This is a genomic window from Paenibacillus sp. Y301, assembly GCF_059445505.1.
On record NZ_JCAIUL010000009.1, the window covers coordinates 1 to 14,674 of the forward strand.

Consider the following 14,674-nt stretch of genomic DNA (forward strand, 5'->3'; position numbering starts at 1 on the left):
CAACAAGGTGAGATGTGGAAATTCGTTCAATGCGTTGATTTTGTCCGTCTGATTGTTTAAACTTCATATTTAGAGCGCCTCCTTGATGGTGTTGGGTTATTAACCCGTCGACAAACCCATCATACTGAGGCGCTCCTTTTTTGACAAAGGCCAAATCTTAGGCCTTACAGGAATGTTTACCTTAACGAAAACAAGGAGCAGCTGCCGTGGCAATCTGCTCCTTGTTTGATTGAACTATTGTGTTCCGTTAGTTCAATCATTCTTCTTGGCTTGCTCTAGCGGGTTTTTGAGGGCAGGCAGCAGGATGCCGTCAATTAGCGCTGTGAAGAAAGGCTTATCGAAGGGTTTACGCTGGATCAGTCCGCGAAAAGATGCCACTGATGTAATAACCTTGCAGGCCATCTCAATGTCCGCATGAGCCGGAATCTCACCGCGGGCGACGGCTCGGTTCATAAACTCGCGGTTCACATCCGCCCAGGGCTCGAAAATCTCGGCTACTTTTGCCTCGGCAAATGACGAATGCTGCAAAAAGGAACCTAGTCCCGCCAGGACTCGGAGTTTGCGCTCTTCTTCCGCGATGGATTGCGGTTTCAGTAGCATAAGGAGATCCCCACGCAAGCTCCCTGTATCCGGAAGGCTCTCGAGCTCCAGATGATTTTGATTCATCCAACTTAACGCGTCTCGAACCAAATCTACCTTAGAGGACCAACGGCGATACACCGTCGCTTTCCCGGCCTTTGCTCGAGCTGCGATCATGTCCATGGTCATCCCATCAAAGCTCGATTCGGCGAGGATTTCTATCGCCGCCTCGAGGATTTTTTCATCCCGCGTGTGGTCACGCTTGCGGCCCAATGCTGGTGCTGGCTTTTCTGCAGGAGCCTCGGTTGATTCGCCCTTCTGGGACATTTCCTTCTTGATTTCATTCATAAATATAGCTCCTTTTAAAATTCACTTATAGAACTTATTAGTTTCGGAACTTTACAGTTCCGTATATATATGTTTTAATATCATTATCCCACATCGAGCGGGAAATATATAGATGGCAACCTGCCAGAAGGAGATTACAAACATGCAGAACAAACCCGTAGCCTTGATCACCGGCGCCAATAAAGGAATTGGTCTACAAATTGCAAAGGGTCTAGCGGAGAACGGCTTCACCGTGCTCGTCGGATCACGCAACCTTGAGAATGGAGAAGTTGCCTCTAACAGCATCGGTTCAGATGCGCATGCCCTTCAGCTTGACGTTACAGACCAAGATTCTATTGTTGCTGCTACAGATCGTATTCGAAATGAATTTGGTCGTCTTGATGTACTCGTCAACAATGCAGGTATCTCCCATGCAGGCAAGCCTGACGATCCATTTCCAAGCGGAGGTGCAGCGAGTGGCCTTCTGACCGTCGCTTCACTCGAAGATATTCGCTCGGTTTATGATACGAATGTTTTTGGTGTCATTGCAGTCACCCAGGCAATGTTGCCCCTGTTGCGCGAGGCTCCCGCAGCACGCATCGTCAACATGGGTAGCACCGGCGGCTCTCTGAGCTGGAACTCCATGCCGGAAAATGATCATCGTGCCATATTTGGGGCCTATTCGGCGTCCAAATCGGCTGTTCATGCGGTGACGCTTGCGTTTGCCTTTGCGCTCGAATCGACCAACATCAAGGTCAACGCGGCATGCCCAGGTCATACATCCACTGCGCTCAATAATTATTCCGGCGCTCGTAGCGTTGAACAAGGGGCGAGTGAAGCGGTTCGGCTTGCGATGATTGGTGCGGACGGTCCAACAGGAACGTTCTCGGATGAGGATGGTCCCATCGCGTGGTAATTAAAATTGATACAATAATAGCTGAAGATTAAGGAGGATATCCTTATGCATGTTTTCGTAACCGGAGCAACAGGCTACATCGGTTCCGCTGTCGTCGGTCTTGTTCGCTCAGACAATAGTGCCGCCAAACTAAAAGATGCCGGGGCCGAAGTGCATCGCGGTGACATCGACGATCTCGACAGCCTTCGTAGCGGTGCGGCTGCTGCGGATGGCGTCATTCATCTTGCATTCAATCATGACTTCTCGAACTTCACCGGGGCACTTACAGCAGATCTTCGCGCCGTCGAAGCGATGGGGCAGCGCTGGAAGGTTCCGATAATCCGTTCGTAATCACCACACACGTCAATGGAGTAGCAGCGGAATGCAGTATTATCGCTGGCTGGGCGCGGAGTGCGGACATCCAGCGTAGAGCTTTGTCCTTCGGTTCACGGAGAGGGCGATACCGGATTTGTGCCGAGGCTGATTCATGTTGCCAAAACGAAGGGAATCTCAGCCTATGTAGAAGAGGGAACCAATCGTTGGCCGGCCGTTCACCGACTTGACGCCGCGCATCTATACCGCCTTGCGTTAGAGAAGGCATCTGCCGGTTCAAGATTAGATGGGGTCGCAGATGAAGGAGTGCCGTTTCGAGACATTGCCAGCGTAATTAGTAGACGCCTGAATGTACCTTTAGTCGGTATTCCACGTGAAGAAGCGGATGCGCACTTCGGCTTCCTCGGCGCGCTAGCAGTACTAGATATCCCAAGATCAAGCGTTGCGACTCAAGAGCTTCTAGGATGGAGGCCGATTCAACCTGCACTTATTGCCGATCTCGATCAGTCTCATTATTTCAACGACTAATTGGAATGCTCCCGTAAATCTCGGGAGCATTTTCTCTTTATCGAACAAAATTTAATCTGGCCGTTATTTACGAAGAGTAGGATCAATATTGCTTCGTTTTTTAAAAATGAATTATTTAAAGATCGAGTTCTCGCAATCTTTTCACTCGTTCTCCACCGTTTTTCTGTAAATAATACCCTTATCGCTGCCGCTAACCTGCCCGTTCGCTAAAAAAATACATCAATCCAGCAACTGCAAATGAAACAACTCCTGCTAAAGTAGACCATTTAGCAACTTTCTTCATCATTTCAAGATCTTCCTTAGGCTCTGAACTATGTTGGTAACCATTCATCCATGATCTAATGCAAAGACCAGAAACAGAAATAAAAATCATCCCTAGAAAGATGAAAAAATTCATAATTGATCTCCCTTCCCAATCACCCTAGATACTAATTTAACGTTTATTACAGGAAAAGGTTGTAAAGAAGTCAAGTTCATTGTGCTATCCTATTCGTTAACTAAAAAGGGCTACCGAATGTTGGCAGCCTTTTCTTCAAGATTTTCTTTTTTCATAATCTAAAATGTTCAATAACTAATGCAAATTGTTCTTCAACACTCATGTCGGGTGTTCTTTCAAGTGTTTTGATATCATTCTTTACGCAGGCATTTTTAATCGCATCTGAAAACTTAATGATGGACTTGTTACTCTGCTTTATCGTTTCCTCTGGATTTGTTGTATAAGCGTTAATACAGTCCAAAATCATCTTATGGTCTTCTCTGAAAAAATATAATCTTTCGATTTCTGAAGCAGACGTATAGAGACACATCATTCTTTCTTTAGGAATAAAGGATAGGATATGCTCAGGCATTATGCCTAAATCAATAATAATCGGTTTGTTATTCGGCATTCTCAACAAATCGATAACAAAGAACTCCATCATCTCTTCGACGATCTGAAGGAGCCATTTATAATGGTCATCAACGGGTTTATTAAACCACTTCTCCCAGTCTAAATTAGGATTAGGCATTTGAAGGGCAGGATAGTCAACAGGGCTAGTAAAGGGTCTATATTTTAAGACATCATCCCCTAGTGTTTGAAATCCAAAGTCTTCTATAAGTTTCTTTGTCATTGTGGTCTTCCCAGCGCAAGCTCCACCATTTAACCAATATACATGATTTAATTGTTCTCTTAGATAATTATCATTAATCTTCATGTTTACTCCTCCTCATCATTTTATTGTTGAAGGAGATGGCGTATTCTTATCATTCTGTAACAGTGAAAACACATAAAAGAGCCTCCTTATATTCCGTTATTTATTTTGTAAGCAAACCGAGTATATCTCATTATTCTTACTATTAAATCGATGCCGCTCATCCGCTATTCCACTATTATTCTACTATTCCCGTTAGCTCAATCATTTCCTACTTTCTTCTTCAAACTTTTGGATTAACCCTTGAGACCTTTTCATTGCTTCCTGTAAGTCATTCGCTGGTGCTGTAATCATATATCCGTTTGATGGGGACCACTGGCCATCATCATTCGTAACTTTAATTGTAAATTCAGAGAATTTATCATCAGTATATACATATACCCAACCGTAAGTGAAAATATCAGGCTCTATTCTACCTTTATCTTCTTTGATTCGAAAAGCGGAGAAAATGGTTGTGAAATTATGACCATCGTAATGCAACTCTAATTCTGTTCTATCTTTAGGAATTTGAGGAACCTTACTTCCTTCAAAGTCAATTACACCTTTAAAGGTTCTTTTTCCATTTATATGATTTTGCAACTTTCCATCAAGACGTACTTTTATACGCTCGATTATCCCTTCCGTTCCTAGTCGATAATAAACACCATTTACTGTCTCTGAGTACCGCTTAGGTATGAAGTACCAAGTAGAGAATATACTTGCGATTATTGCAATTATCATAACTATAACAGCAATTTTTCGCTTCATTAGACACCTCTTTTATTGTTTCAGGCTCTTTCTGTAATAAACGTAAACATACACACTAAGTTGCATTATCTTCTCTTTTTGAAAAAACAGCTGATTTATCCACTGGTACCCTGTCTGATGTCCAATTGGCTTAAGGTCCATAGGTACGGGTGGCTCTACCACTTGGTCAGTTGGATCTGTTGCCTGAATCACTTCTCATAAATTCTTGATATCTCATTTAAGTGTTTATTAGTTTCTAACATGTTATTAATAATACTCAATGTATTATAATTCTTAGGCAATGTTACTATTCTATTAAGTAAAATCCATCTCAAACAAGCGATAGCTTCAAATAATTTCAACTGCTCTTCTGGAAATCCGTTCATTTCCATATATGTCTTGATGAAAATGCGATATGATTCTTCGTCTGTATATATCAGCATCAAAAAACCAGACCATGCCACATCATATCTGACATCACCTAATTGTGCATTGGTCCAGTCAATGATTGTAAATCTTCCTTGCTCTTCTAGAATGTTTCCCAGATTAAAGTCACCGTGTATAATACAATCTTGTTGCATATTTGATTGTTCTACAAGTCTCCCTAGTATATTGTGAATGTCTTTGTGTTCCGTTAGTCCTGGAAAAAAACAATCAATAAAATCAAATTTCCTATGCATCGATGTATCCAATTGATTTATTGATGTTCTATGTATTTCAACTAATAGTCCCGAGATAACTTTTATTGTTTGCTCGTCTACTGTAGAGACCGATTTCCCATCAAAACTTGTAACTAATACTTTATTTAAATCCTCGTCATAACCCCAACCATACGGCTTTGATACAGAAACCCCGGTGTCGAAAAGAACTTGGAGTAATTTATACTGATAATTAACATCTGTACTTAATCCTTGATTCCAAATCTTGACTACCGCGCTTCCATACTTAGAATTCACTCTAATTACTTCGGCTTCTAATCCTCGTGGTAAATGATTCACTGTTATTTCGTTTGATTCATTCAGAATATCATTCAAAATTGCAGTTTGTTCTATCCATTTAAAATATTTAAAGTTTTTTATGTTTATCATCCTTTCGCAGGGAATTCTAATACGTTTGGCATTCCTGACGTTCCAGCAGCTTAAGTAAGTGACCAATGTAATGGGGAATCGGACTTAACATGTGAATGTATCCCTCAATCTATTTCTCTAATATTTCACTTCGAGCCCGAGGAGTTGACATTTCAACGATAGAATTCTTTGTTGTGTGATGCCCCCACTTTATCAAATTCCCTGTCCTATTACTTTCTTAACATATACTTTGAGTTCCATGAGTAATCCCTGTCTGATCATTTACATACTCAATTCCATTTTCACAGTTGGATTCTCTTTCCCACACGACTTTATATTCTCCATTCTCATAATCTACTGTAATAATATCAATTTCTTCTTGATCATTATTTGTTTCCTGTTGTGCTTTTACAATTGAAATTGCTTGATCTTCTGTAATTAATTTATCCCTCGAATTATCACATCCACACAAACCAACTATCAGAATAATTATCAAAAAACAGTACTGCAAATATCTCACTTCATTACCTCCCACAAGGTTGATAATTCAATTTATTTATCCCTTGCTACAACCAAAAAATAATGGTATTAATTCGATTAGTGGTCATGCCTTCTCTCCACGGACTGTAGGTAGGGGGGCTGAATCTTTAGCTAATTATTCTCTTCGAGTATCTTAACTTCATTGGAAGTCACCATGTATTTATAAATCGAGCGCATTTGAGGCCCCTCTCCGTCTTTAGGTTCACAATCTCGTTGAATTTTGATCACAAAGCCATTATCATTTTCCTTGCTTTCAATAACCTTGTTGAATGTTTCCAAGTTGTTACCGCATATAGGAACCTTTCTTAAGACCCTATTTGTAGCAGTTTCTTCAGTCAATTTTTGTTCAAAAATACACCCAGATAACAATATGATTAGTATAAACATATGCAATAATTTACGCATTACTTAACCCCCTTTAATAAGTTAGACGTAAAGATTATTTCTTTTGTTTTACTTTAGAACGCTTTAGAGGGTTTTCATAATGTTCGCTGATTCCCTATACTTTGCGCATTTCTGAAGTCCAAGCAGTTTAAGTGACCTAATAGGAAGGGGTCTCAGACTTAGCGGGGTGATGGCGCAGTATGAAGCTTTATTAAACGAATTTCTACTCTAACAAGAATAATCCTTCAATGTTTCCTTTATATTCTTCAAATCGTTTTAAATCATCAATTGCTTCCTGTACAACATCTTCTGTATTTCCGTATATCCCTTCTGTCGCTAGATAATATCCATCACTTAATCGGTCTAGAAAAGAAAATTCAGTAACATCTTTATCTGACGAACAACCATGAGTATATAAACGAAATATATATGTAAAAAATTCATCCTCAGATATCTTCTGCTTTACAAAATCCGAACGAATCAGACACAGCATAATATACATCGGGATCACAAATTCATTTTTACCATAAATAGTCTTTAGAAAAGATAAATTATCTTCAATGGATTTGGAACCTGATAATGAGAGTTCAATAAAATCATAAGGAACATCAACATGTTCAATGCAAAAATCAGCCCAGTTTATAACTTCACTTCTGCTAATATAACCTGTAGCTAGAGCAAGATAATATATACCTGCTTTGATATTTAAGTCTTTCAAATGTTTATCAATCCTTAGTAGAATTTCATCTAACGTTGTTACATTCCGATGTTCAATCGTCTTATTAGGAAGATAATAAAGAATCTATTTCAAACCAATGTTCAGTCAACCATAACATTTCATCTTTGAAACGCTTTGGGATTTCGTCACATTCGCCAAAAAATTCCGGTTGTATCCACCAAGGTATTTCAATGCACCACGATAGCCGCAAAGCGTCTGCTATATTAGATAAAGTCAACGCAGAATGCTGTGAATATCCTTCTAGGAAAGCGCATACCTTTTCGACGTTCATTATATTTCCTTCCAATGCAAAAGAAAGTATTGCTCTTCCTATGTCATGCCAAATATAGCTGAAGCAATTACGGTCGAAATCAATGACCGCGGATACGCAATTCACATCGAATAGGATATTTCCGGGTTGAAAATCCTCATGGGCAAATCCTTTTGGAAACTTATCAAAAAATTCGTTATTAAGTTGCTTCAAAATTGGTTCCAGCGCAAGCAATGCTTTCCGATATTCAACGTGATTATCAGATGAGAATTTCATCATACTGGAGTTAAAATATTCCCATAATAAATCCATCGTATAACCGCCGAAACTGGGTAGGGTCTTGACCGAATGCATCGGCAATTGTGAAAACGCTCTGTGCATTGTAGCGCAGGTGCTACCGAGACTGTACATTTGCGATACAGTGATTGTGTCGGGACTTTCTATCTTTCCGGTGCGAAAATCCATAACCATATAAGCTGTTTTGTCATCTAACCAACGAATTACACGGTCTCCGCATTGCCACAGAATTGGACAGGGAACGCCGTTTTTTTCAAGGATAATCTGCCGTTGTAGCGCGGACTCGATTCTCTTAATTTGTTCTCTGCGAAACCGCTTATTGCTGTATTGTTTGACCAATAGTTCGCCTTTTTCAGTAGAAACCTTCCATTTCAGATTCAACATTCCACCTGTTACCGGAGTAATTTGATTGAAAGTGATCCCATAGCTCTCTTTTAAATCAGCTATAATACTTTCCTCCATTTATTTACACCTTCTTGTTTTTTTATTGGTGGTTTTGTGGAGATAAGCTACTCCGAAATTCATCTTGCAGACCAAGGGTCACAAGACACGCAGCGTAGATACAATGTTTTAACATGTCCACGACTGATTCGCTAATCTATACAAGAGTCCTTACAATAAATTCATATTCCTTTGTATTAAGATTAATTATCCTTGTTCTTAAATCGTTCTTAGAAATGAAAACCGGCTCCCCATCCCTATCAATACAATAAGATATTGGTATTGAAATACCGCAATTTCTATATGAACCATCTGCATGACTTGTACCAAGTATCATCGTATTATATTTAACTGCGATTCTCTTCGCTTCAGAAATCCACTCATCAAATTGTTCTTCACTGAACATACCTACACCTATCGGATGTGCAATATACGTTAAACTTGTCTCATATTCTTCTAATCCAAGTAAACCTTGCAATAATTCTACACATAATAAATAGCCGATCTTAGAATCATTAACCTCAACTGCAGAAGGAGTATATAAACGAACATTCATGGGTGATTTTGCACGTTCTAAAATGATTTCACCAAGCTCATTAATTATCAATGCCCGATCTTTGTTGTTATCTCGATAACCGGTAATTATCATTTTCTTATACTTATTTGCTAACGCACATGCTTTAGCTACGTTATCTTTACCTGTAATGTAACCCTCAGGAAATAACACTGTATCAAAATCATAATCTAATGCTATTTCAGTTTGAAGTTGTTCAAGATTTCCTTCATGGGTTGGCTGAGAGATAAGGATTTTCATAGAATGTACCCTCTTTTCAATTGTCCGCTAGATGAGGTTGTATAAGGGCCGTACGGTTCGCAGACGAATGTTATATTAGATGATTTGGCTGGCCTCTTTCATATACGATTAAGGTTTCTTTGCTTTCCATATATATCTATACTCTTTCATTTCAATTCTTCCATCATTATTATTTTCTTAGATTTTCTTTTCAAGTTCTTCCTTATATTCAGGCCTTGTATAATCAGGATTCCCTGGTATTCCAGATATGAACTTGGCAAATTCATTATGGTTAGGAAATGTGATTTTGGCATCGTTGTATTCTCTTATTTCTATGTCCTTATAACTATTATTCATTAACCGTTCCTTAACAGTATCTAATGATCCCGAATGTATTCCAAATATCGTTCCCCCTGATTGAAGAATTCGACTATGATTTATGATCGAGGTCGGTCCTCTACGATTATATATCAGGTTAAATTGTCCCTCTGAAAAGGGCAGCTCTTGCTTTGTTGTTGTATCGATAAACAGCAAATTAGAAATGTGCGTTTCTTTCAAAGTCGCCCTAGCTATCTTAATCATCTCAATTGAGTTATCAAATCCAATGATTGAATTGGCGTGTTTAGCCATCTTTAAAGTGAAATCTCCGTGCCCACAACCTGCATCTAAAACAGAATGGAGATTAGGTAACATACTTATTAACTCTTGTTCAAAAATCTGTTCAGCTGAAATTCCTTCCACTTTGAAAATAGCATTGCTTCTGTAGCCGCCATTCCTAATAGCCAATGAATTATACCAATCTACTCCCATGTGATCCCTCCATATAATATGTATATACGTTCGCACATTACGAGGATCCAACTTGCGTAAGGCCTCTTGGTCCGGGTGGCGACGAAGTAGAAATGTTAAGTTAGATGATGTTACCAGGCTTCTCTGAAATAACCCGCGGTATATTCCCTTGAAATTCGATCTGTAAAACTTCAACAGTGACAATGAATTTAGACGATGCTTACAGTCTCTTTAACATATGTATATCATTTGGCTCTAGATCAAATAATTCTTGGTCTAATTCATCTGTTAATTCACTTCCACAGTGTTTATAAAAGTTTACTGCCGACTCTGTCTCTGTCGAAGAAATATACAAGAATTTTGCTCCTCTATTCATTGCTTCTTTGCTTAACTCGTTCATTAATTGTTTTCCTATTCCTTGCCTTCTAAAATTTCTTGTCACATACATAAGATCTATTTGAATTCGGTCTTTATTTTTCCCTCTTAATTTGTGGCCTAAAACACCAAAACCTATAAGACATTCATTCTCAAATGCTCCATAAGCTATTCCACAATCTGTGATTTCAATTCTAAACCTTTTTAATAATTGATCTAAATCCCTAGTATTCCATGTTGGACATTCATGATCGGTTCTGATTTCTTTAAGTCCCTCATTACTATTTTTGTAGATCAGATTAACTTTTTCTGATCGATCAATTTCTTTAATTTTTTTTACTTCTTCGAGCTTCATTTCTCTAATGATCATCTATGACCAACTCCCATTCCAAATTAAGTCTGGTAATTTATCGCCGAACATTTTTGTGTCTACGAATTACTGACCTTCAAACAGCTTATGTGGCCGAAGGGAACGGGTCGCCAGACTTAGATGTTGAATGTATCACCTGAATTAACTTTCTCCGATATCCCTCTTGGGAATCAAGGGCTAATGTTCTTCGATTCACTCCAAAACAATCATTCATATAATTATGTTAAGTAAGCAGGGAACATTATTGGAAAACTCACTAAAAACCCTATAATCAGAATAATTATTGCTTGTTTTATTGAATTAAGTGATCTATAAAATAGTGTTTTCATATTTCTATTGTAATAGAAGCTACTAATTAGAATAAGTAATATATAGATTACTAACATCGAAATACCGATAGATCTCGAAGTTACTGAAGGTCCAATATAATCTTCTCTAAATCTATGCTCATACTCAAATCCAAAATACGCACCATAGAAAAATAGATAAATAAATAATGTTATTATTGATGCAATGAGAAGTAATGTAACTTTTATCTTTAGTTTATTAATACCCTCATTCGAATTCTCTCTCATATAATCCTGCTTTCTGGTTATTTCATGAAACGTTCGCGCATTCCTGACGTTTCAAGTAGCTCAAGTGACCGTAGAGAGCCGGTCATCAGACTTAGCCGGACACAACCGCGCTTAGTCAGTGTAGGTGTATCGCCTGATTCAACTTCACCGCAAGTATTCCTAGAGACCCAGAGTCGGTAAGCCGGCTCATAGCGTGTTATTAACTAATATTCCCTCTTTCTCGAACCCCGTTTAATGGTCTTATGCTTTTATTGGTGCCATATTTATCTCTTTGCTCGTGTTTTTTTGTTTCAATACTCTACGTATTAACTATTTATACGTCTATTTTCTTCTTGCATTAGCCAATGCCGTATTCCCTTACCGGCATAAGGTTCATCTTTATATCTTGGTACAATATGTAAATGAGAATGAAAAATATACTGACCGCCCACTTCTCCTATATTCCAACCAAGATTATAACCATCTGGCTTATATTTTGTGTCTAAGTAATTTTTTGTTATATCAATCAATTTTTTTGTGTCTATCCATTCTCTTTCTGATAAATCAAATGGTGTCTCTTTATGTACTTTCGGTATGATATAACATGACCCTATTAATATATTACTATCATCAGAGACACAGACAACTGATTCATATTCAAATAAAACATGCTGAAAATTTGCTTGGTAATTACAGCATTTACAATTAACTTTTGTATTCATCTTAACCTCCAAGTTTCAAAAAGCTTAACTACAACTCTAGGATCTTATCCCGAGTTAATCTAATCTTTGGCTTGTTTTGCCATTCAATATCTATTAAATCAGATAGACAGGACAATAATTTCAATCAGCAAATATACGGTACACAAACTATAGCTTTTTCACTTTTTAGATGCACTCATAATATTATGGGTTAGGAGATTTCACTACCGTTTGGGTACCCCACTCATTTTGCAATGTTATTTTAACTTTTTTCTCATAATCAGTTTAGGTTCAATTTCATAATACGCAGAAAATCCTAATTTTTCATATAATTTTGCAGGTCCCATATAATCATATTCCGTATTCATAAATTCTCTATTAGGATACGCTTCTACAAAATCAAAACCCTCTCGTGCCGCATCTACGCAGACGCTTTTCAAGAGTAATTCTGCAATGCCATTCCTTCTCATATCAGGAGCAATTACAAAACAGAACACAGCTTTAACTTTTATATCTGGAGAAGATTCCTTCTTATTAACTGTACTCATATACATTTTGCCACACTGGCATTCAAGACAATCCGATTTTGTGTTTGCATTACACCAGCCAACAACCTTGTTATTATAATAAGCAAGATATCCTTGAATATTATTCTCGTTGACATAGGTAATCGCTATATTCCTTCTTTTTTCCGCAGTAGAAAAGTCTTGCCCTTCATAGGCAACATTGCACCAACACACACAGTAACATTTATCTTCCTCTTTATCAGTAAAGTGAGATACCGTATCAAAAAAATGTAAATAGTCATCTAATAATTCAGGTGATAATTTCTTAATCTCAATATTCATTTTTTTAGCTCCTCAAATATAATTCGTCTCCGCCAAACAAATTTATCGTTGAGAATCACCTACTTTACCATATTTATTTGAGTTCTTGTTTCGAAAATAGTTACACAGCTTTTGCATTTACTTACGCCTAATGTTCAGAAAACCCACCTTCTTCTAGCCGTAGCTTTCATCAGGTGGGTTTCTGTGTTGGTGGGTTCACTTCATTGGTTTATCTTCTTCCAACCGAGACCATCTTAATGTATGGAAATATAAATTCTGGGTTCGGTGATTAACGTTCCTGTATCCACGATGCCTCACCGACTTAAGGCTCCGTCAGGAGCCGGTATCGGTGCATGTGTCCGCTGAATCCGCTTCTCATCTAATCGCTTCTCAGGGAACGAGGACAGTCAGGTCCGAAGTGTGGATATGATGTTAGACGATGCTAATGCCCTCCTCGAGTTGCTTACAAAGATCCCTCCAATGTTTCCATGCTAATAAATATTGAGACAAGTCATTAGTATGATGTTTGATACTTAACCCTATTCGACAATAGAGTTGTACTGACACCTCATCTATTAATCTTTCTTTATCAATTAATCCTTGTTTAAGACGATTATAGGCAGTGAGTAAAGTATCCAAATTAATGTCATCAGGTGATGAACAAAACGCATAGATAAAGTCATATATTAATGGACCCGCCATCGGTGAAGGGTCAATTACTCCAATTAACCTTGATTGATTGAAAACAAAGTTGTGTACTCCTGTATCACCATGTAGTAAATATTTCTCAGTTGAATTATCACTATACAATTTCAATACTTGTGATCTAGCAAAATTATAATCTTCATTCGAGAGAATATTTCCGATATTGTTTTTAGCTTCTTCTACACTTGTCTTATTAAAATCCATCCATGAACTACGTAAATCTCCTAATCTTCCCCACGAACCTTCTGCCTTATATGGTTTATACTTGTTTAATAGATCATCGACTAGTCTAATTAACCATAATTTCTTATCACCACGATTAAAATGCGTCGTACCTTCAATAAACGTATAAATAATATGTGACCAATCATGAGCTAAATAAATTATATTCGGAAGCAACGATGATTCTTGATATGAGTTCAATAAATCGGCTCCAATTTTAATTTCATTAGGATGATCAAACTTTAAAACAAGCTTACTTCCTTTGGTAGTAATTAATTGAATAACACGACCGTCAGTCGTTCCTGACATTATTTTATAATCTACTAGGTCATAATCCAATTTATTAGATTTAAAAAGTTTCTGTATTTCAATAATATCAAGTTCCATATTTCTCCCCTTTTATCTTACATATCTCTGCATTAGTTTCATCTACCTTGCGCAATCCTGACGTTCAAGCGGCTTAAGGACCGTAGGTCCGGTTAGCTCTGCCACTTAGTCGGTTGGATGTGTCACCTGATTTAATCTTCCTTCTGGTGACCAAGGAAGCGTAGCGACCACTGTGTTAATGCAAGGTTACCGATGTTGGTAGCCTCTCTGAATCAATCCATCAAAACCACTTTATGTTTCTTATTTATTTTGCATTATTAATCTTTGTAATATTTTTTTGTACTTTATAATTCCTGAGTTCTATTTGTTACTCTTTGGAAATCCATAAGCCAATAAAAGAAATCCTAAGAAAAAAAAGAACCAAACAAAAAAATTATCAAAAAATCCTGAATAATTAGATGTTCTATCGGTACCCGTTCCTTGATTAGCATACCCTGCTGCAACTATTGAAGCTGATAACTTCACAATGATTCTTTCAACAGTGTATAATATCCCACTGACTATCATAAATATGGTCCCTAAAATCTTGTACAGGTTGTTTCCCAAGAAAAAAACTCCCTCCGCTTGTTATTCATGTTTTCGTGTTTCAATACATCTTTATACCATTATCCGATAACGTTTGGTATTCACGAACCCGAGAGGCTTAAGGAGCTTA

The 14,674-nt window shown here is 37.9% G+C and carries 17 protein-coding genes and 1 pseudogene; 2 read left to right on the forward strand and 16 right to left on the reverse strand.

The window, feature by feature from the left end:
- Positions 1-252: 252 nt before the first annotated feature.
- Positions 253-927, reverse strand: a complete 675-nt coding sequence (locus AC1D69_RS15925; RefSeq protein WP_495457135.1) for a TetR/AcrR family transcriptional regulator — start codon at positions 925-927, stop codon at positions 253-255.
- A 142-nt stretch (positions 928-1,069) separates the two neighbouring features.
- On the opposite strand from AC1D69_RS15925, the gene AC1D69_RS15930 reads away from it, so the two are divergent.
- Both AC1D69_RS15930 and AC1D69_RS15935 read left to right on the forward strand, forming a co-directional pair.
- Positions 1,070-1,822: an SDR family oxidoreductase gene (locus tag AC1D69_RS15930; RefSeq protein WP_495457136.1), complete on the forward strand. Its 753-nt coding sequence runs from the start codon at positions 1,070-1,072 to the stop codon at positions 1,820-1,822.
- Between the two features lie 45 nt (positions 1,823-1,867).
- Positions 1,868-2,662: pseudogene (locus AC1D69_RS15935) on the forward strand (SDR family oxidoreductase).
- A 190-nt stretch (positions 2,663-2,852) separates the two neighbouring features.
- Here AC1D69_RS15935 and AC1D69_RS15940 read toward each other — a convergent pair.
- From AC1D69_RS15940 to AC1D69_RS16010, 15 genes are all read right to left on the reverse strand, one after another.
- Positions 2,853-3,059 carry a hypothetical protein gene (locus tag AC1D69_RS15940; protein ID WP_495457137.1) on the reverse strand — a complete coding sequence of 69 codons (207 nt, stop codon included), beginning with the start codon at positions 3,057-3,059 and terminating at the stop codon, positions 2,853-2,855.
- A gap of 151 nt (positions 3,060-3,210) precedes the next feature.
- Entirely contained in the window at positions 3,211-3,855 is a 645-nt protein-coding gene (locus AC1D69_RS15945) for a hypothetical protein (protein ID WP_495457138.1), read from the reverse strand.
- 201 nt (positions 3,856-4,056) lie between these two features.
- Positions 4,057-4,599, reverse strand: coding sequence for a hypothetical protein (locus AC1D69_RS15950; RefSeq protein WP_495457139.1), 543 nt, complete (start codon positions 4,597-4,599; stop codon positions 4,057-4,059).
- 188 nt (positions 4,600-4,787) lie between these two features.
- Positions 4,788-5,666, reverse strand: a complete 879-nt coding sequence (locus tag AC1D69_RS15955; RefSeq protein WP_495457140.1) for an aminoglycoside phosphotransferase family protein — start codon at positions 5,664-5,666, stop codon at positions 4,788-4,790.
- A gap of 217 nt (positions 5,667-5,883) precedes the next feature.
- Positions 5,884-6,165 (reverse strand): hypothetical protein, encoded by a 282-nt coding sequence (locus tag AC1D69_RS15960; RefSeq protein WP_495457141.1) that lies wholly within the window; start codon positions 6,163-6,165, stop codon positions 5,884-5,886.
- Positions 6,166-6,296: 131 nt separating this feature from the next.
- Entirely contained in the window at positions 6,297-6,590 is a 294-nt protein-coding gene (locus AC1D69_RS15965; protein ID WP_495457142.1) for a hypothetical protein, read from the reverse strand.
- Positions 6,591-6,792: 202 nt separating this feature from the next.
- On the reverse strand, positions 6,793-7,287 hold the full coding sequence (locus AC1D69_RS15970) for a hypothetical protein (RefSeq protein ID WP_495457143.1): 495 nt from the start codon (positions 7,285-7,287) through the stop codon (positions 6,793-6,795).
- Between the two features lie 64 nt (positions 7,288-7,351).
- Positions 7,352-8,317: a phosphotransferase enzyme family protein gene (locus AC1D69_RS15975; RefSeq protein ID WP_495457144.1), complete on the reverse strand. Its 966-nt coding sequence runs from the start codon at positions 8,315-8,317 to the stop codon at positions 7,352-7,354.
- Between the two features lie 136 nt (positions 8,318-8,453).
- Entirely contained in the window at positions 8,454-9,110 is a 657-nt protein-coding gene (locus AC1D69_RS15980) for a hypothetical protein (protein ID WP_495457145.1), read from the reverse strand.
- 177 nt (positions 9,111-9,287) lie between these two features.
- A complete protein-coding gene (locus AC1D69_RS15985; RefSeq protein ID WP_495457146.1) occupies positions 9,288-9,899 on the reverse strand; it encodes a class I SAM-dependent methyltransferase in 612 nt (203 codons plus the stop codon).
- Positions 9,900-10,098: 199 nt separating this feature from the next.
- Positions 10,099-10,623: a GNAT family N-acetyltransferase gene (locus AC1D69_RS15990; protein ID WP_495457147.1), complete on the reverse strand. Its 525-nt coding sequence runs from the start codon at positions 10,621-10,623 to the stop codon at positions 10,099-10,101.
- 880 nt (positions 10,624-11,503) lie between these two features.
- The gene (locus AC1D69_RS15995) at positions 11,504-11,899 is read right to left on the reverse strand and encodes an HIT family protein (RefSeq protein WP_495457148.1); all 396 of its coding nucleotides are present in this window, start codon (positions 11,897-11,899) and stop codon (positions 11,504-11,506) included.
- 236 nt (positions 11,900-12,135) lie between these two features.
- Positions 12,136-12,726, reverse strand: coding sequence for a GNAT family N-acetyltransferase (locus AC1D69_RS16000; protein WP_495457149.1), 591 nt, complete (start codon positions 12,724-12,726; stop codon positions 12,136-12,138).
- Between the two features lie 411 nt (positions 12,727-13,137).
- Entirely contained in the window at positions 13,138-14,019 is an 882-nt protein-coding gene (locus AC1D69_RS16005; RefSeq protein WP_495457150.1) for a phosphotransferase, read from the reverse strand.
- Between the two features lie 300 nt (positions 14,020-14,319).
- Entirely contained in the window at positions 14,320-14,484 is a 165-nt protein-coding gene (locus tag AC1D69_RS16010) for a hypothetical protein (RefSeq protein WP_495457151.1), read from the reverse strand.
- Positions 14,485-14,674: the final 190 nt, after the last annotated feature.

Bases quoted from the DNA above. Each gene is read 5' to 3' on its own strand.
- AC1D69_RS15975 (WP_495457144.1), bottom strand. From the start codon at position 8,317: ATGGAGGAAAGTATTATAGCTGATTTAAAAGAGAGCTATGGGATCACT.
- AC1D69_RS15995 (WP_495457148.1), bottom strand. From the start codon at position 11,899: ATGAATACAAAAGTTAATTGTAAATGCTGTAATTACCAAGCAAATTTT.
- AC1D69_RS15990 (WP_495457147.1), bottom strand. From the start codon at position 10,623: ATGATCATTAGAGAAATGAAGCTCGAAGAAGTAAAAAAAATTAAAGAA.
- AC1D69_RS15965 (WP_495457142.1), bottom strand. From the start codon at position 6,590: ATGCGTAAATTATTGCATATGTTTATACTAATCATATTGTTATCTGGG.
- AC1D69_RS15985 (WP_495457146.1), bottom strand. From the start codon at position 9,899: ATGGGAGTAGATTGGTATAATTCATTGGCTATTAGGAATGGCGGCTAC.
- AC1D69_RS15955 (WP_495457140.1), bottom strand. From the start codon at position 5,666: ATGATAAACATAAAAAACTTTAAATATTTTAAATGGATAGAACAAACT.
- AC1D69_RS16000 (WP_495457149.1), bottom strand. From the start codon at position 12,726: ATGAATATTGAGATTAAGAAATTATCACCTGAATTATTAGATGACTAT.
- AC1D69_RS16005 (WP_495457150.1), bottom strand. From the start codon at position 14,019: ATGGAACTTGATATTATTGAAATACAGAAACTTTTTAAATCTAATAAA.
- AC1D69_RS15980 (WP_495457145.1), bottom strand. From the start codon at position 9,110: ATGAAAATCCTTATCTCTCAGCCAACCCATGAAGGAAATCTTGAACAA.
- AC1D69_RS15940 (WP_495457137.1), bottom strand. From the start codon at position 3,059: ATGAATTTTTTCATCTTTCTAGGGATGATTTTTATTTCTGTTTCTGGT.
- AC1D69_RS15950 (WP_495457139.1), bottom strand. From the start codon at position 4,599: ATGAAGCGAAAAATTGCTGTTATAGTTATGATAATTGCAATAATCGCA.
- AC1D69_RS15930 (WP_495457136.1), top strand. From the start codon at position 1,070: ATGCAGAACAAACCCGTAGCCTTGATCACCGGCGCCAATAAAGGAATT.
- AC1D69_RS15925 (WP_495457135.1), bottom strand. From the start codon at position 927: ATGAATGAAATCAAGAAGGAAATGTCCCAGAAGGGCGAATCAACCGAG.
- AC1D69_RS15945 (WP_495457138.1), bottom strand. From the start codon at position 3,855: ATGAAGATTAATGATAATTATCTAAGAGAACAATTAAATCATGTATAT.